12 protein-coding genes are annotated in these 19189 nt (G+C 64.4%); 3 read left to right on the top strand and 9 right to left on the bottom strand.

What is annotated here, in order from left to right; all coding sequences use genetic code 11:
• Positions 1-8 precede the first annotated feature (8 nt).
• The gene (locus ACIPIJ_RS20640) at positions 9-3146 is read right to left on the bottom strand and encodes a transglycosylase domain-containing protein (RefSeq protein ID WP_401080010.1); all 3138 of its coding nucleotides are present in this window, start codon (positions 3144-3146) and stop codon (positions 9-11) included.
• A 392-nt stretch (positions 3147-3538) separates the two neighbouring features.
• Between ACIPIJ_RS20640 and ACIPIJ_RS20635 the strand changes: the two genes are divergently transcribed.
• Positions 3539-4957 (top strand): amino acid permease, encoded by a 1419-nt coding sequence (locus ACIPIJ_RS20635; protein WP_401080008.1) that lies wholly within the window; start codon positions 3539-3541, stop codon positions 4955-4957.
• Positions 4958-4997: 40 nt separating this feature from the next.
• Here the strand turns inward: ACIPIJ_RS20635 and ACIPIJ_RS20630 are convergent, their stop codons facing one another.
• A complete protein-coding gene (locus tag ACIPIJ_RS20630) occupies positions 4998-6617 on the bottom strand; it encodes an FMN-binding glutamate synthase family protein (protein WP_401080006.1) in 1620 nt (539 codons plus the stop codon).
• A 164-nt stretch (positions 6618-6781) separates the two neighbouring features.
• Complete coding sequence (locus tag ACIPIJ_RS20625) at positions 6782-11062, bottom strand: DEAD/DEAH box helicase (RefSeq protein WP_401080004.1); 4281 nt, start codon at positions 11060-11062, stop codon at positions 6782-6784.
• A 103-nt stretch (positions 11063-11165) separates the two neighbouring features.
• Here ACIPIJ_RS20625 and ACIPIJ_RS20620 point away from each other — a divergent pair, with 103 nt between their 5' ends.
• On the top strand, positions 11166-11579 hold the full coding sequence (locus tag ACIPIJ_RS20620; protein ID WP_401080002.1) for an NUDIX domain-containing protein: 414 nt from the start codon (positions 11166-11168) through the stop codon (positions 11577-11579).
• Here the strand turns inward: ACIPIJ_RS20620 and metR are convergent.
• Positions 11563-12480, bottom strand: a complete 918-nt coding sequence (gene metR, locus ACIPIJ_RS20615; RefSeq protein ID WP_401080000.1) for a transcriptional regulator MetR — start codon at positions 12478-12480, stop codon at positions 11563-11565. The genes ACIPIJ_RS20620 and metR overlap by 17 nt on opposite strands.
• Before the next feature lie 196 nt (positions 12481-12676).
• Between metR and ACIPIJ_RS20610 the strand changes: the two genes are divergently transcribed.
• Positions 12677-13675 (top strand): alpha/beta fold hydrolase, encoded by a 999-nt coding sequence (locus ACIPIJ_RS20610; protein WP_401079998.1) that lies wholly within the window; start codon positions 12677-12679, stop codon positions 13673-13675.
• A gap of 55 nt (positions 13676-13730) precedes the next feature.
• On the opposite strand, the gene ACIPIJ_RS20605 is transcribed toward ACIPIJ_RS20610, so the two are convergent.
• The 5 genes from ACIPIJ_RS20605 to ACIPIJ_RS20585 all read right to left on the bottom strand — a co-directional run bounded on the left by ACIPIJ_RS20605 (position 13731) and on the right by ACIPIJ_RS20585 (position 19179).
• Positions 13731-15059 carry a sigma-54-dependent transcriptional regulator gene (locus tag ACIPIJ_RS20605; RefSeq protein ID WP_401079996.1) on the bottom strand — a complete coding sequence of 443 codons (1329 nt, stop codon included), beginning with the start codon at positions 15057-15059 and terminating at the stop codon, positions 13731-13733.
• Positions 15056-16960: an ATP-binding protein gene (locus tag ACIPIJ_RS20600; protein ID WP_401079994.1), complete on the bottom strand. Its 1905-nt coding sequence runs from the start codon at positions 16958-16960 to the stop codon at positions 15056-15058. Before ACIPIJ_RS20600 ends, ACIPIJ_RS20605 begins: the two co-directional genes overlap by 4 nt.
• 69 nt (positions 16961-17029) lie before the next feature.
• Positions 17030-17764: an amino acid ABC transporter ATP-binding protein gene (locus ACIPIJ_RS20595; RefSeq protein WP_020190711.1), complete on the bottom strand. Its 735-nt coding sequence runs from the start codon at positions 17762-17764 to the stop codon at positions 17030-17032.
• The gene (locus ACIPIJ_RS20590; RefSeq protein WP_401079992.1) at positions 17761-18432 is read right to left on the bottom strand and encodes an amino acid ABC transporter permease; all 672 of its coding nucleotides are present in this window, start codon (positions 18430-18432) and stop codon (positions 17761-17763) included. The genes ACIPIJ_RS20595 and ACIPIJ_RS20590 overlap by 4 nt, the downstream gene beginning before the upstream one ends.
• Positions 18433-19179, bottom strand: a complete 747-nt coding sequence (locus ACIPIJ_RS20585; RefSeq protein WP_401079990.1) for an amino acid ABC transporter permease — start codon at positions 19177-19179, stop codon at positions 18433-18435.
• Positions 19180-19189: the final 10 nt, after the last annotated feature.

Below are 19189 nucleotides of genomic sequence, written 5' to 3'. Positions count from 1 at the left end.
ATTATCATCTAAATGTTTGATGGGTTGGTTGAATGCATCGCCACTTGGGGTGGTTTGCACGCGTTGGGGTTGCCTGGCTCCAGGTACGGCATAAGGATCGGCGCCATGCCCTTGAGCACTTGCACCGGCAGCGCCGAAGTGAATGTGAACGCCTCCGCCGAGCGCCCCGGCACAAAGGCTGTCAAGGTGCCGAAGTGGTTGTCGCCGAGGAAGAACACGAATGTCGCGGTCCGGTTCAGCGAGCGTGAGCCGATCAGCCGGCCGCCGGCGCCGAAGCTTTCGATGCGGTTGTCGCCGGTGCCGGTCTTGCCGCCCATCACCAGCGGGGTGCCGTCATGCAGCTTGAAGCTGCCGGATATACGCCGCGCCGTACCGGCATCGACCACTTGCGACATGGCCCCCTTGAGTGCCCGTGCCACCTCCACCGGCAGAATTCGCACGCCACGGTCAGGGTCGCTGTTCAGCTTGGTTTCGTAAGGCGTATCGGCGGCGAAGTGCAGGGTGTCGATGCGCAGGGTCGGCAGGCGAATGCCATCGTTCTGGATGATGCCGACCAGTTCGGAAAGCGCTGCCGGGCGGTCCCCAGAGCTGCCGATGGCGGTGGCCAGCGACGGGACCAGGTGGTCGAATGGGTAGCCCACGCGCTTCCAGCGCTGATGGATATCGAGGAAGGCCTCTATCTCGACCATGGTGCGAATACGGCTGTCACGGGCGCCCTGGTGGCGGCTCTTGAACAGCCAGCCATAGACTTCCTGGCGCTCGAAGCGGCTGGCATTGACCATCTCCGTCAGCGAGGCGCTCGGGTGCTTCAGCAGGTAACCGAGCAGCCACAGGTCCAGCGGGTGGACCTTGGCGATGTAACCCTGGTCAGGCAGGTCGTACCTGCCGGGGCCATAGGCCTCGTACATCTCCGCCAGGCGGCCGTCGGTGAGTTTGCCCAAGGCGATCTTGTCCTCCTTGCTATGCGCGCGGACAAAGGCGTTGAAGGTCTCCTGGCCGGCTTCGGGGAACAGATAGCGGTGCACCGCCGCCAGGCGCTGCGGGGTCACGCGCATACTGTCCAGGAAGGTATCCAGGCGCTGCTGCGAGGTCTTGCGCTGGTACTTCTTCCAGAAGCGCATCAGGTAGTTGGTGCCTTCCTTGTCAGCAAAGCGCGCGAGGTATTCCTGGCGGCGCGGGTCGGCGTCGTCCTTGAGCAGCGGCACCCGATTGAACGGCTGCTGGTAGGTTACGTAGCGCACCAGGTCGCGCATCAGGCGGATGAACGGCAGGTTGATGGACTCGCGCAGGGCATCCTTCAGGGTCGGGTTGCGGCTGTTGTCTTCCTTGCGGAAGTTATTGAACACGTGCATACCGCCGCCCGTGAAGAAGGCCTCGCCGGTGTTGGCCGAATACTTGCGTTCCAGGGCGGCGTCGAGCATGGCGTCCAGGCTCTGGTTCTTGCTGTTCTGCGCCAGCCATTCCAGCGACCACTGGGTAATGCGGTCGAGTTCTGCGACTTCGACCTTTTTCAGCTCGGCGGCGGGCTTGCCGGCGTACTTGTCGTGCAGCTCGGCGATGATCTCCAGGTAAGTGGTGAGCACCCGCAGCTTGGCCGTCGAGCCCAGTTCCAGCTTGCTGCCTTCGTTGATGTCGAAGGGCTGGTCGGTGCTGTCGGTCTGCACCCGTACCCGTGACCCATCGGCGGTGCGCTCGAACAGGGTGAAGCTGTAACGCACCTGGTCGGTGGTCTTGCTGGTCAGCAGGCGCTCGCCGATCAGGCCCATCTGCGCGGCGAATACAGGGTCGGAAAGGTTCTTCAGGTACTGGCTGGCCTGCAATTGCAGGTCGGCCTGCAGGGTGCTGGTGGCCGAGACATCAAGGCGGTCCAGGTCGTACAGCGGGCGGTTGAGCATGGCCGCCAGGCGGTTGCGCGCCAGGCTGATGCCCTTGTTGGTGATGATCGGCACGATGGTCGGCTGGGCCACCCAGTCACGGTAAACCGCCTTGCTGGCCAGCGCCGCGTCCGCCAACGGGCCTTCGATGATGTGGTTGGCGGCGAGCACGCGGATATGTGAATCGGTGAGCTCGGCCAACTCGACCCGGCCCTTGGACAGGTAATGCGAGGGGCGACGCTGGGCGATCATCAGCGACAGCACCTGGCGCAGGGCCAGGCCGCGTGCGGCCATGCTGTCGGCGTCAGTCGCGGTCGAGGTGAGGGCCTCGTTGACCTGGTCAAAATCGGCGCCGTACCACACGCGCAGGCCTTCAGCCATGCCATGCACTTCGCCGTGGCCAGGCACCGCCGACAGCGGCACGCTGTTGAGGTAGTCACGCACGATGCGCTGGCGGGCCTCGGTGGTATCAGGGCCGCCCTGATAAGCGCGCACGCTGGCGGAAATCATCTGGCGAATCTTCTCGGCGCCGGAGACCGTCAGGCCGTCCGGTGAATGACGATACTTTTCCAGTTGCGTGGCGAGGGTACTGCCGCCGGCCGACTGGCCGGGCAGGGCCAGGTACTTGGCGATCTGGCTGTAGGCGGCCTTGGCGAAGCGCGGCCAATCGACTGCCGGGTTGTTTTTCGGGTCTTTCGTGTCGAGCAGGTCGCGGTTTTCGATGAACAACAGGCTGTTGACCATCACCGGCGGTATGGCGGCGAAGTCCGGGTACAAGTGTTGCGGGTAGTTGTACTGGTACAGCGTGTCGCCACGGCAATCGGTAATCGACAGGCCAGCCTGAATTTTTTCGATGTAGGGCGCGAACAGGCCGTGGTCGACGTAATTCATCAAGGCTGGCGAGAACTGCACCTGCTCGCTGATCAGGTAGTCGCGCTTGAGCAGCCGCGGCAGGAACTCGCCCAGCGCACTGTAGCCCAGCCGTTTGTCGAACGGCCCTTCGCCGGGGTAGACGATGGCATCGCTGGGGCCGGGCTGCAGCGAGTAGGTGAGGGTGGTGGCCAGCTTGCTGAATTCCCGCGACTGCAGGTCGGAGGTGCGGAATTCGTCATAGGCGGCGAAACCGACGGCGATGATCGCCACCAGCAGGATCAGCAGGATCAGCCGCCACCAGAGCCGACGCTGACGGGGGGACTTCGGCTGTGGCGTCTGGTCCAGAGGGGGTTCGGCTGCTTCCGTTCTGGTTGGTTCCGATTGCCACAGTGCGCCCATAGTCTTCAATCCGGCCAGGTACTTTTCGTCTTGCTTGTCTGAAGCTTAGACGTTGACGGCAGGAGGTGAAAAATTTGTAGGAACTGCAGAAATGCAGAGTCCGATATGCGCCTTTGGTGTGGGTTTCTTCGTACGGCGATGTTGCTAGGGTGGTTGGGCCTTATCCGAGGGCGGCAAGTTGCTCCGGGCTTCTCGCCAAATTTTTACGTATTTACAGTGAAATGCCCTGCTGCGGGCTTCCTATACTGCTCGGCCCCTTCGCCCTGCCGGGCGCTCTAGTCCGGCATACGGGCCGGCCCACAAGGCCAGCCTGGCAAGCCAACGCCACGCCTATCGACATGGCCGGTGCTGCACGAAGGTCAAATCCAATAACAAAATGAGGTTGTATTGCTATGCCAGTCGGCAACCATCCTGCCCATGGCGAGACCGCACAAGGCGGCCCGCTCAAGCGTGAACTGGGCGAACGGCACATTCGCCTGATGGCGCTGGGCGCCTGTATCGGCGTCGGTCTTTTCCTCGGTTCGGCCAAAGCCATTGAAATGGCCGGCCCCGCGATCATGCTTTCCTACATCATCGGTGGGCTGGCGATTCTGGTGATCATGCGCGCCCTCGGCGAAATGGCCGTGCATAACCCGGTCGCCGGTTCGTTCAGCCGTTACGCCCAGGACTACCTTGGCCCGTTGGCGGGCTTTCTGACCGGTTGGAACTACTGGTTCCTGTGGCTGGTGACCTGCGTCGCGGAAATCACCGCCGTGGCCATCTACATGGGCATCTGGTTCCCTGATGTGCCGCGCTGGATCTGGGCGCTGGCGGCGCTGGGCAGCATGGGTGCGGTCAACCTGATCGCGGTCAAGGCGTTCGGCGAGTTCGAGTTCTGGTTTGCCCTGATCAAGATCGTCACCATCATCGCCATGGTCCTGGGCGGCATCGGCGTCATCGCCTTCGGCTTCGGCAACGACGGTGTTGCAGTCGGTATCTCCAACCTGTGGAGCAACGGCGGCTTCATGCCCAACGGCGTGACCGGCGTGCTGATGTCGATGCAGATGGTGATGTTCGCCTACTTGGGCGTTGAAATGATCGGCCTCACCGCCGGCGAAGCACGCAACCCGCAGAAAACCATCCCGCAGGCCATCGGCTCGGTATTCTGGCGCATCCTGCTGTTCTACGTCGGCGCGTTGTTCGTGATCCTGTCCATCTACCCCTGGAATGAAATCGGCAGCCAGGGCAGCCCCTTCGTCATGACCTTCGAGCGCCTGGGCATCAAGACCGCTGCCGGCATCATCAACTTCGTGGTCATCACGGCGGCATTGTCGTCCTGCAACGGCGGCATCTTCAGCACCGGGCGCATGCTTTACAGCCTGGCGCAGAATGGCCAGGCGCCTGCCATGTTTGCCCGCACCTCGAAAAGCGGCGTGCCGCGCAACGCGCTGCTGCTGTCGATCGGCGCCCTCCTGTTGGGCGTACTGGCCAACTACCTGGTGCCGGAGAAGGTATTCGTCTGGGTGACGTCGATCGCCACCTTCGGCGCGATCTGGACCTGGGTGATGATCCTGCTGGCGCAGCTCAAGTTCCGCGCCGGGCTTTCGACCTCCGAGCGCAAGGCCTTGAAGTACCGCATGTGGCTGTGGCCGCTGAGCTCTTACCTGGCACTGGCCTTCCTGGTGCTGGTGGTGGGGCTGATGGCGTACTTCGAGGACACGCGTGTGGCGCTGTACATCGGGCCGGCGTTCCTGGTGTTGTTGACTGCCTTGTATTACACGTTCCGCCTGGCGCCGAAGGACCCGCGCGTGGTAGCCAGCACCGTCTCCTGACCTGAAAACCATTGGGGCCGCAAAAGCGGCCCCAATGGTTTCAGGCTGCCACTTCGCTGTTGGGCTCGAAGCTGTCCGCCCGGGCCAGCTGCCACATCCGCGAATAGAACTGCCCATCCACCTCGCCAGTCAGCAACTCGCCCGGCTGGAGGAACACGTGCATCTGCGAGAACAGCTTGATCTCGGTGGCCGAGACGCGCCGCACCAAGTGCTTGGCCTCCAGCTGCGCGGGGTGCTCCAGGCCCGCCGCGGCGAGCATCTCAGCCAGCGCGCGCAGGGTGTTGTGGTGGAAGTTCAGCACGCGCTGGGCTTTGTCCGGCACCACCAGCGCTCGCTGGCGCAACGGGTCCTGGGTGGCGACGCCGGTCGGGCACTTGTTGGTATGGCAACTCTGCGACTGGATGCAGCCGATGGCGAACATGAAGCCACGTGCCGAGTTGGCCCAGTCGGCGCCTATGGCCAGCACGCTGGCGATGTCGAAGGCGCTGACGATCTTACCGCTGGCGCCAAGCTTGATCTTGTCGCGCAGGTTCAGGCCGACCAGGGTGTTGTGCACGAACAGCAGGCCTTCGCGCAGCGGTACGCCTATATGGTCGGTGAACTCAACGGGCGCCGCGCCGGTGCCGCCTTCCTTGCCGTCGACGACGATGAAGTCGGGCAGGATGCCGGTTTCCAGCATGGCCTTGGCGATGCCCATGAATTCCCACGGGTGGCCCAGGCAGAACTTGAAGCCTACCGGTTTGCCGCCCGACAGTTCGCGCAGTTGGGCGATGAACTGCATCATCTCGATGGGCGTGGCGAAGGCGCTGTGGCGCGAAGGCGAGATGCAGTCCTCACCCATGAGGATGCCGCGGGTTTCGGCAATTTCCTGGGTGACTTTATGCTTGGGCAGGATGCCGCCGTGGCCGGGTTTGGCGCCCTGGCTCATCTTGATTTCGATCATCCGCACCTGCGGGCTGCGTGCCTGGGTGGCGAAGCGCTCGGGGTCGAAACGCCCGTCTGCCGTGCGGCAGCCGAAGTAACCACTGCCCAGCTCCCACACCAGGTCACCACCGTGTTCACGGTGATAGGGGCTGATGCTGCCCTCGCCGGTGTCATGGTGGAAGTTACCCAGCTTGGCGCCCTGGTTGAGCGCACGGATGGCGTTGGCGCTGAGCGAGCCGAAGCTCATGGCGGAAATGTTGAAGATCGATGCCGAATAGGGCTGGGTGCACTGCGGCCCGCCGACGATGATGCGAAAGCTTGCCGGGTCGGCCAGCGGTGCCGGGCGCATGGAGTGGCCGATGAACTCGAACCCGGACTCGTAGACGTCGATCAGGGTACCGAAGGGTTTGTCCGAGGCTTCGTTCTTGGCCCGTGCATACACCAGCGAACGCTGGGCGCGGGAGAAGGGCAGGGCGTCGCTGTCGGCTTCCAGCAGGTACTGGCGAATCTCTGGGCGGATGCCCTCGACCAAGTAGCGGATGTTGCCGAGGATCGGGTAGTTGCGGCGCACCGCGTGGCGCTGCTGCAGCAGGTCGAACAGGCCGATCAGGCTGAGCACCGCAGTGGTCAGAGTGAACGGCCACAGCCATTCGTGGTGGAGGAACGGCAAGCTCGCGAGGGTGAACAGCACACACGCGGCAAACACGGCATAGCGACTGAGAAGTGACAGGCTCATACGGGGTCCTTACGATGGCGCGGTCAGGCTCAGGGCCTGGGGCAAACCCCGACCATAGCCCGGTTGCACGGCGCTGAAAATGAAATTCGGGGAAGCGAAAATCATTCTCATAGGCGCAGCCTGCCCTGTGAGAGCGGGTTCACCCGCGAAGAGAACGCCTCGGTTCAGCGCGTGTCGCGCAGCAACTTCTGCCGCCATGACGCCTGTACTTCAGCGGGCGCCTCGCTCAGGAACTGATACCGCCCGGCCACCCGCACCGCCACCGGTATGCCATCGCGGTACAGCAAGCGGTTGCCGCTGACGGCGGGCACTTTCGCCCCGGGCAGCAGTGACCCGAGCAGGTTCAGCGGGTCGCTGGCACTCACCACTACCAGTGCGCCGTCCAGCGCCCGCCGCCGCACTTGCCGCAATAACCCGACCGCTTCCGGCAGGGCAAACTGTTCCCCGGCCAGTCCGGCGATGAAGCGCCCGCCCCGAATCTCACCACGTGCCTCCAAGCGGTGATAGCAGCGCAGCAGGTCGCGCCACGGCGGCAGCACATCGCTTTCCCGCTCCAGCAGCCGCCAGCAAATCACCCCGTAACGTCGCAACAGGCTGCGGGCGATGTGTTCCAGGCGCTGGCTGTCGTCCACTGCGGCACTGCCCCTGCGCAACAGCGCCCAGCGCCCTGCGTGGGCCATGCTGGTGGACATCGGCGGGTGGCCGCGCCTGTTGTTGCGCGAGGCGCGTTTCGCCGCGGGGCTGATCAGGCTGCGCAGTCCGGTGAAGCTGTCGGCGCCAACCAGACCTGCGCCCACCAACGCTTGCAGGGCCGTTTCCAGTTCGCTGGGCAGCAAGTGGGCTTCCTGAGCCAGTTCGTCGAAAAACAGTGCGCCATGCGTTTGCAGTACCTCGTGCACGCGCTGCGCACGCGGGCCGAGTTCGTCCAGCGCAGGTATTGGGGCGAGGCTGCGCCAAAGTGCCAGATGTTCGCGGGGCAGCAGCACCAGTGGGGTACTCGCCAAGGTATTGCTCGACACCGTTGCCGCCAGTCGGCTCCAGGCAAATTGCCCGCTGCGGCAAGCATCGTCGAGCCAGTGCGGGCTGTAGTCCTGAATGCGTGCTGGAAGCAGTTCCGCCTCCCAGGCGCCGGCCGCGCCAGGGAAACCCTGCAATTGCTCCAATACCTCGGCTACAGCCTGAGGCCCGCGCAGGCGTTCCTCGCTGGCCAAACGTTGCCAGTCGAACAGAAAACGCATGAAGTCCTGCAGGCTGATCGGCTCGATCTCCCGGCGCAGACGTTTCACCGTATAACGGTGAATCCGCGCCAGCAGGTGGCGCTCGCACCACTGTTGCTGGCCTTCGCCAGGGCGGAAATGGCCGCGCAGCACATAGCCTTCGGCCTCCAGGTGGGCCAGGGCCTGTTCGATCGCCGAATCGGGCTTGCCAAGGGGCCCAGCAATCTGCGCCAAGGTCAGCGGGCCATGGCCGCTCAGGCGGTTGCGCAGCAGTTCGATCAGCGCGCTGTCAGGGTCGAAGGCCTGGTCGAACCCTGGGAGCACGCCGAGGGCAGGCTCCAGGCGTGCATGAGGATACAGCGCTTGCAGCAGGCACAAGCGCTCGCGGGCCAGCCACAAATGCTCAGCCGGCAGGTGCAAGGCCCGGCCGGCTTTGGCCAGTTGCCTGAGCAGCAGGTCCCAGGTGGCGTTGGCCTGCACTTCCTGTTGACTGATGGCGCCGAGGCTCATCAAGGCTTCGTGCATCTCATCGGTGTTACCGGGTTGCGGCCAGGCTTCGCCTTCTACAGCGCTGATGGCATCGACGTCCAGCGCGCCCAGGTCATCGCCGCTGTGCACGTCGTTCCAGCGCCGGTTGAGCACCGCCTGGGTGCGGCGTTCTTCCAGCGGGGCATCGTCGAGGAAGGCGTAGGGCCTGGCATTGAGAATGGCCGAAGCCAGCGGTGAGGGCGCGGGCAGGTCGCGGCAGAGCAATCGCACTTCACCGTTTTCCATGCGCCGTAGCAGGGCCAGCCAGCCCTCGCTGTCCATGGCTTCGTGCAGGCAGTCGTCGAGCGTTTGCTCGACCAGCGGATGGTCCGGGATCTGCCGTTCGCCGACGATGTTCTCCAGGCAGGCGATCTGGTCGGGGAACACGGCGGCGATCAGGTCTTCGCTTTTCAGGCGCTGGATCTGCGGGGCAACCTTGCGTCCCCCCACGAAGCGCGGCAACGCCATCGCGACTGCCGCGTTCCAGCGCCAACGCACGCCAAACAACGGCGCGTCGAGCAGCGCCTGGATCAACACCTGCTCGGCACTGCGGCTGGGCAGGTAATGCCAGACCTCGTCCAGCACGAAGCTGTGGCTGGTGGACAGCGACAGCACGATGGCGTCCTCGCTGGCGGCGGCCTGCAGCTCGAAATTGAACGTGCGGCAGAAGCGCTTGCGCAGGGCCAGGCCCCACGCGCGGTTGATGCGGCTGCCGTAGGGCGAATGGATGATCAGCTGGGTGCCGCCAGACTCGTCGAAAAAACGCTCCATGATCAGCGTTTGTTGCGAGGGCAGCGCGCCCAGCACCTCGCGGGTGCGCCCCAGGTAATCGAGCAGCTGGCTGGCGCAGGCCTCGTCCAGTGCGAAGGCGCTTTGCAACCACGCCAGCACGGGGGCGAAAGCGCCGTCGCTCAGCGCCAATCGTTCATCGATGCGTGCCTGCAGGCGTGCCACGGCGGCGGATAACTCATCACTGCGCCCCGGTGCCTCGCCAAGCCAGAAGGGTATGGTTGGCGGCAGGCCATGGGCGTCCTCCACCCGCACCCGGCCGGGCTCTACCCGCACGATGCGATAGGAGGCGTTGCCCAACTGGAAGATGTCGCCGGCGATGCTCTCCACGGCAAAGTCTTCGTTCACGCTGCCGATGTTCAGCGCCTGCGGTTCCAGCAGCACCGCATAGTCGGCCGTTTCCGGAATGGTGCCGCCGCTGGTCAGCGCCGTCAGCTGGCTCCCGCGGCGCCCGCGCAGGGTGCCGCTGACTGCGTCGCGGTGCAGATAGGCGCTGCGAATGCCCTGGCGGCCGTTGTAGCCTTCGGCGAGCATGCGCAGCAGCGCCTGGTAGTGGTTCACGTCGAGTTCAGCGTAGGGCGTTGCCTGGCGCAGGCAGTGGAACAGTGCCTGTTCGTGCCACGGCTGGTTGCTGGTCTCGGCAACGATCTGCTGGGCCAGCACGTCCAGCGGTGCCTTGGCGATGTGCAACAGGTCGAGTTCGCCCTGGCGCACGCCATCGAGCAGGGCGGTGCATTCGATCAGGTCATCGCGCGAAGTCGGGAACAGACGCCCTTTGGGGATGCCCTCGACCTGGTGCCCGGAGCGCCCGACCCGCTGCAGGAAGCCGGCGATCGACCCTGGTGAGGCGATCTGGCAGACCAGGTCGACATCACCGATATCGATGCCCAGCTCCAGGGACGCAGTGGCCACCAGCACCTGGAGCTGGCCAGTCTTCAAGCGCTGTTCGGCATCCAGGCGCAGCTCCTTGGCCAGGCTGCCGTGGTGCGCGGCCACCGCCTCCTTGCCCAGGCGGTCGCTGAGGTGGCGGGTGAGGCGTTCGGCCAGGCGCCGGGTGTCGACGAACACCAGGGTCGTGCGGTGTTCGCGGGCAAGCGTGGCCAGGCGGTCGTAGACCAGGTGCCACACGTCCGTGGCCATGACTGCACCCAAGGGCACGGGCGGTACTTCGAGGGCCAGGTCGCGCTGGCGTGCGTGGCCGATGTCGACGATTGCGCAAGGGCGCTGGTGGCCGACCAGGAATTGCGCCACGCGCTCCACCGGCCGCTGGGTGGCGGACAGGCCGATGCGCCGCAGCGGCTGCCCGCACAGCGCCTGCAGGCGCTCCAGCGTCAGCGCCAGGTGGGCACCGCGCTTGTTGCCGGCCAGGGCGTGAATCTCGTCGACAATCACCGTGTGCACATTGGCAAGGCCGGCACGACCAGAGGCAGAGCCCATTAGCACGTAGAGTGATTCGGGCGTGGTCACCAGGATATGCGGCGCCCGTTTGCGCATGGCTGCGCGTTCTTTCTGGGGGGTATCGCCGGTGCGCACGGCCGTGCTGATACGCGGTGCCTTGAGGCCTTGGTCTTCGAGTGCCTGGCTAATGCCTTCGAGCGGCGCCTGCAGGTTCAGGCGAATGTCGTTGGACAGCGCCTTGAGCGGCGATACGTACACTACCTGGGTCTGTGCGGGCAGTTCGCCGCCGTGTTCGAGGCCCTGTCGGAACAATTCGTCGAGCACCGCGAGAAAGGCGCTCAGCGTCTTGCCCGAGCCGGTTGGCGCCGCCAGCAGCATCGACTGGCGGGCGTGAATCAAGGGCCAGGCACGCGCCTGGGCGTCGGTGACCGTGGCGAAGTGGCGACGGAACCAGGTGCCGACGGCGGGGTGGAACAGCTCCAGCACCGGGTGCTGTTGGGCGGGCAGGTTCATGTGTTGGTTATGGCGGGTAGGCGGCGGGTTGGCAAGGGGCCGTTCGTCTTGTCAGGGCACACGCTTGATGGGATCCTCCCAACCTTTTCACCGAGATCAGCCAATGCCCAACACCATTCGCATCGCCGCCGCCCTGTTGATCGACCCCCAGGGCCGCACCCTGCTGGTGCGCAAACGTGGCACCCAGGCCTTCATGCAGCCGGGCGGCAAGTTCGATGCGGGTGAGTCGCCCGTAGAGGCGCTGGTGCGTGAGTTGCACGAAGAGCTTGGCCTGCGCATCGACCCGGCGCAGGCCGTCCACCTGGGCCGCTTCAGCGCACCGGCGGCCAATGAGCCGGGCTTTGAGGTGCAGGCCGAGTTGTACCGTGTCGACAGCGCCGAGGCCGTGCTTCCGGCGGCGGAAATCGAAGAGGTGGTGTGGCTGGCGGCCGACGAGGCGCCCGCACTGGCGCTGGCGCCACTGACCCGAGACCTGATCCTGCCGCTGTATCGCCAGGCCGTCAGCGTACCGCGCTGACTCCGTCGAGGGTGGCGAACGAGGTGTCCTTGGCGGTCAGCAGGAAGTCGCGCATGTACGGCGCATCGAGCATGTCGGTGCGCACGGCGGCATAGAGCGTGGCGAACAGGCCTTTCTCGCCCAGGCGCTTGCCCTTCACATAACCCCGCGAGCTGTATTCGTGCAGCGCCCAGTGCGGCATGCCGCACACGCCACGCCCGCTGGCCACCAGTTGCATCATCATCACCGTCAGCTCCGACGTGCGCACGGCAGCCGGCTCGATGTCGGCCGGCTCCAGGAAGCGGGTGAAGATGTCCAGGCGATCGCGTTCCACCGGGTAGGTGATGAGGGTCTGGTCGAGCAGGTCCTGTGGCACGATGTAGGGCTTGCCGGCCAGCGGGTGCTGGTTGGCTACGGCGAGCATGGCTTCATAGGTGAACAGTGGCACGTAGGTGATGCTGGGCAGGTCCAGAGGGTCGGAGGTCACCACCAGGTCCAGGTCGCCACGGGCCAGGGCAGGCAGCGGGGCAAAGGCGAAACCGGAGGCCAGGTCCAGCTCCACTTCCGGCCAGGCATCACGGAACTGGTCGATGGTCGGCATCAGCCACTGGAAACAGCTGTGGCATTCAATGGCCATGTGCAGGCGCCCGGCGGTACCGCCGGCCAGGCGTGCGATGTCACGCTCGGCGCCGCGCAGCAGCGGCAGGGTGGCGTCGGCCAGTTGCAGCAGGCGCAGGCCGGCGCTGGTGAAGCGGATCGGTTTGCTCTTGCGCACGAACAGCGGCAGGCCCAGGCGTTCTTCAAGCTCCTTGAACTGGTGCGACAAGGCCGATTGGGTCAGGTGCAGGCGCTCGGCGGCCTCCACCAGGCTGTCGGCCTCGCGCAGGGCATGAAGGGTTTTCAGGTGGCGGATCTCCAGCACGGGCGACTCCGAGAGCAAAATTTGAGTAAATGGGGAATTAGTTGAGTTTCTCTCATGTTGAACCCGCTGTCGACTGGACCTTGCGCCGCACCGCTCGGCAGGGTTCATCAAACTGTCACTGAACTATGGCAGCGCGCCCGAATTAAATTCATCAGACTCGCGCTCTACTGGGGATCTGCATTCTGGTGTTTCTTTCATGCGGGCTTTACTGCTGTTTTTCTTCTTCGTTGTTTTCAGCGTACCGGCGAGCTTCGCCGATCAGCGTTGTGATACTCACGTGGCGGTTCAACGGGCCGAACTGGGTGATCTGAGCCTGGTTTACCAGAGCGTCGGCGCGCCCCGCGACCCGGCGTTGCTGCTGGTGATGGGCCTGGGAGGGCAACTGATCCACTGGCCGGATGACGTCGTCGAGGCATTGTGTCGCCAGGGTTTTCGGGTGATTCGCTATGACAATCGCGATGTCGGCCTGTCGCGCTGGAACCAGCTGCCACCTTCGGCCAACCTGACGGTCGAGCTGCTGCGCTACAAGTTGGGTTTGCCAGTTGCCCCGCCTTATACGTTGACCGACATGGCGGGTGATGGGCTGCACCTGATGGATGCATTGGGCATACGCCAATTCCATGTGCTGGGTGTGAGCATGGGCGGAATGATCGCCCAACACCTGGCGGCGATGGCGCCGGAGCGGGTACGCAGCCTGACGCTGGTGATGTCCAGCTCGGGTGCGGCAGGCTTGCCGGCGCCGGCCCCTGCACTGGTGCAGCTGTTGGCCCGGCGCAGCGCGCCGAATCGGGAAGTGGCCATCGAACAGCAGGCTGACCTGCTGGCGGCACTGGGCAGTCCCCAGGTGCGTGACGATCGCGCCGTTTTGTTGCAGCAGGCCGCGGTGGCCTATGACCGGGCGTTCAATCCCGATGGCGCCAAACGCCAGATCATGGCGATCCTCGCCGAACCCAGCCGGGTGGCGCTGCTGAACCAGCTGCGCGTGCCGACCCTGGTGGTGCATGGCACGGCCGATCCGTTGTTGCCGGTGATGCATGGGGTGCACCTGGCGGCGCATATCCAGGGCAGTCAGCTGCGGTTGATACCGGGGTTGGCGCATCGCTTCCAGGAGCCGTTCAAGGCGCCGTTGCTCGGGGCAGTGTTGCCTTACCTGCAGTCACATCGCCAGGACGTGACGCATATTGCAGGTCTGTGAGATACGCGTCGCCCTTTGCGCGGGGTAGCCCGCTTCCACAGGGTGAGCGCTGTTCTCAGCCCAGCCCGTACTTCTTCACCTTGTCGAACAGCGTGGTCTTGGCCATGCCCAGCTCCTGGCTGGCCTGGCTGAGGTTGCCGCCGGTGCGTTGCAGCGCGTCGCTGAGCAGGTTGCGCTCGAAGGCCTCGACCGCCTCGGCAAAGCCCAGCCCCTGGCTGGCGCCGCCACTTGGGCCTTTCTTGAAGGCCGGCAGGCCCAGGGCATAACGCTCGGCAACGTTGCGCAGTTCACGCACGTTGCCCGGCCAGTCATGGGCCATCAGGCGCGACAGGGTCTGGCTGTCCAGCGTCGGCGTTTCACGGTCGAAGCGCAGCGCCGACTGCTGCAGGAAATGCTCGAACAGCTGCAGGATGTCTTCACGACGCTCGCGCAGCGGCGGTAGCTCCAGGGTCACCACGTTCAGGCGGTAGTACAGGTCGCTGCGGAACTGCCCGCTTTGCCCGAGGGCGTCCAGGTCGGCCTTGGTTGCCGCGATCACCCGGCAATCCACGGCAATGCTCTGGTTCGAGCCCAGGCGCTCCAGGGTGCGCTCCTGCAGCACCCGCAGCAGTTTGATCTGCAGGTTGATCGGCATGCTCTCGACTTCATCGAGGAACAGCGTGCCGCCATTGGCATGCTCGATCTTGCCGATGCGGCGCTTGCCTGCGCCGGTGAAGGCGTTGGCCTCGTGGCCGAAAATCTCGCTTTCGAACAGGTTTTCCGGTAAGCCGCCGCAGTTCAGCGCGACAAACGGTTGGCCTTGGCGGCGGCTGAAATCGTGCAGGCAACGGGCGACCAGCTCCTTGCCGGTACCGGTTTCGCCTTCGATCAGCACGTTGGCCGAAGTATCGGCGACGTTGGCGATCAGTTCACGCAGGTGTTCCATGGCCGGCGAGCGGCCAATGATGCGGCCTTCCAGGCTGCTTTGTTCGGTCAGCTGGCGACGCAGGGCCACCACTTCGCGCGACAGCCCGCGCTGTTCCAGGGCGCGGCGCACCACGTCGACCAGGCGCTCCGGCGAGAAGGGTTTCTCCATGAAGTCGTAGGCGCCATTGCGCATGGCACCGACTGCCATGTCGATATCACCATGGCCGGTGATCAGTACCACCGGCAGGCTGCGGTCGCGCGCCTTGAGGCGGTTGAGCAGTTCCAGGCCATCGATGCCCGGCAGGCGGATGTCGCTGACGACGATACCGGCGAAGTCATCGCCGATACGTTCCAGGGCCTGTTCGGCGCTGCCGACACCCTCGCAAGCGATGTCTTCCAGGGCCAGCGCCTGCTGGCAGCCGAGCAGCACATGCGGGTCGTCTTCGACGATCAGGACGGTAAGAGGCGCTTGGTTCATGTGAGCTCTGCCGATTCGTTAGGGGGGGAGACCAGCGGCAGGGCGAGGACGAAGGCCGTACCGCCGCTGACAGGATGCTCGACGTTGAGGCTGCCTTTGGCTGCGGCGGCAAGGCTCGCCGACAGAGTCAGGCCCAGGCCCAGGCCGTGCTCGCCCGGCTTGGTGGTGAAGAAAGGTTCGAACAGGTGCTTGCGCGCCTCGGCATCGATGCCGTGGCCATTGTCGCGTACCCGCAGGCGGTACTTGTCGCCCAGCAGTTCACCTTCCAGCCACAGTTGAGGCAGCGGCTGTGTGGCCATGGCATCGAGGGCGTTGCCGATCAGGTTGACCAGAATCTGCTCCAGGCGGGTCTGGTCGATGGCCAGTTGCTGGTCGTCGAACTGGCTGTGCAGCTTCAGGTGGCAACCGCTGATGCGATTGGCCAGTACCTGCAAGGTGGCCTCCACGGCCTTGGCCAGCGAGGCCTGGCCACGGTCGTCGCCACGCCGGGCGAACGAGCGCAGGCTGGCGGTGATGCGGCCCATGCGGTCGATCAGGTCGTTCATGGTCCGCAGGTTGGTACTGGCGGTTTCCAGCGCGCCGCGTTCGAGGAAACGTACGGTGTTGCCAGACAGCGTGCGCAGCGCAGCCAACGGCTGGTTGAGTTCATGGGCGATGCTGGTGGACATCTGCCCGATGGCTGCCAGCTTGCCAGCCTGTACCAGCTCGTCCTGCGCATGGCGTAATGTCTGTTCGGCGTGGCGGCGCTCGCGGATCTGGCCCTTGAGCCGTTCGTTGCTGGCACGCAGGTCGGCGGTGCGGTCGGCGATGCGCCGCTCCAGCTGGCTGTTGGCTTCCTCCAGCGCTTCGCGGGCGGCCAGGCGGGTGGCGATCACCTTGCGTCGCTCGTTCCAGGCGATGCCGAGGATTGCCAGCAAGGCGAAGGCCACGCCGACCAGAATACCTTGCACCATCGATTCGCGGCGCAGGTCCTGCAGGGGTGTGAGCAGGGTGAAATGCCAGGGGGTATCGACCAGGCGCCGGGTCTGTGCCAGGTAGGCCACTTCATGGGGTTTGCCGTGGGCGGTTTCGCTGTTGGCGGGGAAGGTCAGTTTTTCCACGCCATCGGCCAGCGTCTCGCGGGCCAGCGGTTGCAGCTCGTTCAGCGGCCACCAGTAATATTGCAGGCTGCGCGCAAGGCGCTCCTTGATCTGCGGCGTCAGCGGCCGCACCGATTTCAGCCGCCGAGCCGGGTCGCTGGAAAGGATGATGATGCCATTTTCGTCGCTGACGAAGGCTTCCAGGCGGGCGCGCTGCCAGCGCTCCTCGAGCGTGTCGAGGCGCACCTTGATAACGGCCACGCCAATGATCTTGCCGTGTTCTTCCAGGCCATGGGCCAGGTAGTAGCCCGCCTCGCCGGTGGTGCTGCCGATGCCGTAGAAACGGCCCGGCTCGCCGCGCACGGCGGTCTGGAAATAGGCGCGAAATGACAGGTCTTCGCCGAGGAACGAGTCGGCATCGCGCCAGTTGCTGGTAGCCTGGACCCGCCCGTTGGTATCGAGGACAAAGATCGCCCGGCTGCGGCTGCGGCGGTTGAGGCCTTCGAGGTACTCGTTGACGGTTTGCCGGTTGGCGCCGTCGGGGTCGGTGAGCAACAGCGACACGCTGTCTTCCAGCTCCAGCAGGCTTGGCAGGTAGGTGTACTTGCTGATTTCGCTTTCAACCGTGCGCGCGTGCAGCTCCAGCTGGCGCTCGCCATTTTCGCTGAGGGTGCGGATGCCGTTGCTTTCGCTGACCAGGTAGCCGGCCAGGCCTAAGCCGACCATGAGCAGGATGACCAAAGGGGGCAGCAGCAATTGGCGGATCAGGCGGGATTTCACGGCAGGCTTGGCAGGGAGCAGTAGCGAGGGGTCGCATTTCATCACAGTGGCCCTGTCACGACCAGCATCCGCTGCCCTGTGGGGCCTGGGGCAGCGGAAACGGTGGCCGACTTAGTGTTGCAGGATCTTGCTGAGGAAGTGCTGAGTGCGTTGATCGCGGGCACTCTGGTCACCGAAGAACTCTTCCTTGGTGCAGTCTTCAATGATGCTGCCCTTGTCCATGAAGATGACCCGATTGGCGACCTTGCGCGCAAAGCCCATTTCGTGGGTCACGCACATCATGGTCATGCCTTCGTGGGCCAGTTGCACCATCACGTCCAGTACCTCACTGACCATTTCCGGGTCCAGTGCCGAGGTGGGTTCGTCGAACAGCATGACGATCGGGTCCATCGCCAGAGCGCGGGCGATCGCCACACGCTGCTGCTGGCCGCCAGAGAGCTGGCCAGGGTGCTTTTTGGCGTGAGCGCTCAGGCCCACACGCTCGAGCAGGGCCAGGCCTTTCTTGGTGGCTTCCGCCTCGCTGCGGCCGAGTACCTTGCGCTGGGCGATGGTCAGGTTCTCGGTGATGGTCAGGTGCGGAAACAGCTCGAAATGCTGGAACACCATGCCCACCCGCGAACGCAGTTTGGGCAGGTTGGTCTTCGGGTCGGCAATCGAAGTGCCATCGACCACGATGTCGCCCTTCTGGAACGGCTCCAACGCGTTGACGCACTTGATCAGGGTGGATTTGCCCGAGCCCGAAGGGCCGCATACCACCACCACTTCACCCTTCTTGACTTCGGTGCTGCAGTCGGTCAGTACCTGGAAGTCGCCGTACCACTTGTTGACGTTCTTGATGGAAATCATACGGTGATCCTTTTTTGCAGGCGCTTGACCAGCCACGAAGCGGAGAAGCTGATGAGGAAGTAGACGACCCCGGCGAAGATCAGGAACTCATGCGAGCGGCCGATGATGTCGCCGTTGGAGCGTGCCGAGTTGAGGAAGTCGACCAGGCCCACGGTGTACACCAGCGAGGTGTCCTGGAACAGGATGATGCTCTGCTGCAGCAGCAGTGGGGTCATCTTGCGGAAGGCCTGGGGCAGGATGATCAGGCGCATGGTCTGCGCGTAGTTCATGCCCAGCGCTTGCGCGGCGCCCATCTGCCCTTTGGAGATCGACTGCACGCCGGCGCGGACGATTTCGCAGAAGTACGCGGCCTCGAACATCATGAAGGCGACCACGCAGGAGGTGAAGGCACCTACCGGGGTGTCCTCGCCGGTGATCCAGCGCAGCACGAACGGCACCGCCAGGTAGAACCACGTGATCACCAGCAGCAGCGGGATCGAGCGGAAGTAGTTGACGTAGGCACCGGCCACACGCGACAGCAGCTTGCTCGACGACAGGCGCATCAACGCGAGCACGGTGCCCAGCGCGATACCACCGACTACGCCCATGACCATCAGTTGCAGGGTCATGACCATGCCGTCCCACAGGGCAGGCAGGGCCGGGATGATTTCGCTGAAATCCATCTCCATTTACTTGCCCCCCACGGAAATCAGGCCAGGTACGGCGACTTTCTTCTCGACCATGCGCATCAGCAGCATCAGGCCCATGTTCAAGGTGAAGTAGATCAGCGTGGCCAGGGTGAACGCCTCGAACAGGTTGGCGGAAAACTCTGCGGTCTGCTTGGTCTGTGCCAGCAACTCCATCAGGCCGATCAGCGACGCCACCGAGGAGTTCTTGAAGACGTTGAGAAACTCGGAGGTAAGCGGCGGAATGATGATCCGGTAGGCCTGCGGCAGCAGCACGTTGTTGTAGATCTGCGGCAAGCTGAAGCCCATGGCGCGGGCTGCGGCTTCCTGGCCCTTGGGCAGCGCCTGAATACCGGTGCGTACCTGTTCGCAGACGCGGGCGGCGGTGAACAGGCCGAGGCAGATGACCACGCTGATCAGCGCCGAGGTGGTCGGGTTGAGGTCCTGCTTGAACCATTCCTGCAGGCCTTCTGGCAGCAGGTCCGGTACCAGGAAGTACCAGATGAACAGCTGCACCAGCAGCGGCACGTTGCGGAACAGCTCCACATAGGCGGTAGCGATGCCCGATACCACGCGGTTGGGCACGGTACGCATGACGCCGAGGACAGAGCCCAGCAGCAGCGCGATGATCCAGGCGGTGATGGCGATGGCGATGGTCCAGCCCAAACCGGTGATGTACCAGTCCAGATAGGTTTCGCTGCCCACGCCGGTGGACTTGAAGAACACGCCCCAGTCCCAGTTGTAATTCATCGGGATTTCC

The organism is Pseudomonas sp. NPDC087185 (assembly GCF_044744955.1).
In the GTDB taxonomy this organism is placed as follows: Bacteria; Pseudomonadota; Gammaproteobacteria; order Pseudomonadales; family Pseudomonadaceae; genus Aquipseudomonas.
Note: the sequence above shows the minus strand (reverse complement) of the source record. Positions and strands in the feature narration are given on the sequence as shown.

Bases quoted from the DNA above. Each gene is read 5' to 3' on its own strand.
- ACIPIJ_RS20585 (WP_401079990.1), bottom strand. From the start codon at position 19,179: ATGAATTACAACTGGGACTGGGGCGTGTTCTTCAAGTCCACCGGCGTG.
- ACIPIJ_RS20590 (WP_401079992.1), bottom strand. From the start codon at position 18,432: ATGGAGATGGATTTCAGCGAAATCATCCCGGCCCTGCCTGCCCTGTGG.
- ACIPIJ_RS20630 (WP_401080006.1), bottom strand. From the start codon at position 6,617: ATGAGCCTGTCACTTCTCAGTCGCTATGCCGTGTTTGCCGCGTGTGTG.
- ACIPIJ_RS20625 (WP_401080004.1), bottom strand. From the start codon at position 11,062: ATGAACCTGCCCGCCCAACAGCACCCGGTGCTGGAGCTGTTCCACCCC.
- ACIPIJ_RS20605 (WP_401079996.1), bottom strand. From the start codon at position 15,059: ATGAACCAAGCGCCTCTTACCGTCCTGATCGTCGAAGACGACCCGCAT.
- ACIPIJ_RS20635 (WP_401080008.1), top strand. From the start codon at position 3,539: ATGCCAGTCGGCAACCATCCTGCCCATGGCGAGACCGCACAAGGCGGC.
- ACIPIJ_RS20620 (WP_401080002.1), top strand. From the start codon at position 11,166: ATGCCCAACACCATTCGCATCGCCGCCGCCCTGTTGATCGACCCCCAG.
- ACIPIJ_RS20640 (WP_401080010.1), bottom strand. From the start codon at position 3,146: ATGGGCGCACTGTGGCAATCGGAACCAACCAGAACGGAAGCAGCCGAA.
- ACIPIJ_RS20595 (WP_020190711.1), bottom strand. From the start codon at position 17,764: ATGATTTCCATCAAGAACGTCAACAAGTGGTACGGCGACTTCCAGGTA.
- ACIPIJ_RS20600 (WP_401079994.1), bottom strand. From the start codon at position 16,960: ATGAAATGCGACCCCTCGCTACTGCTCCCTGCCAAGCCTGCCGTGAAA.
- ACIPIJ_RS20610 (WP_401079998.1), top strand. From the start codon at position 12,677: ATGCGGGCTTTACTGCTGTTTTTCTTCTTCGTTGTTTTCAGCGTACCG.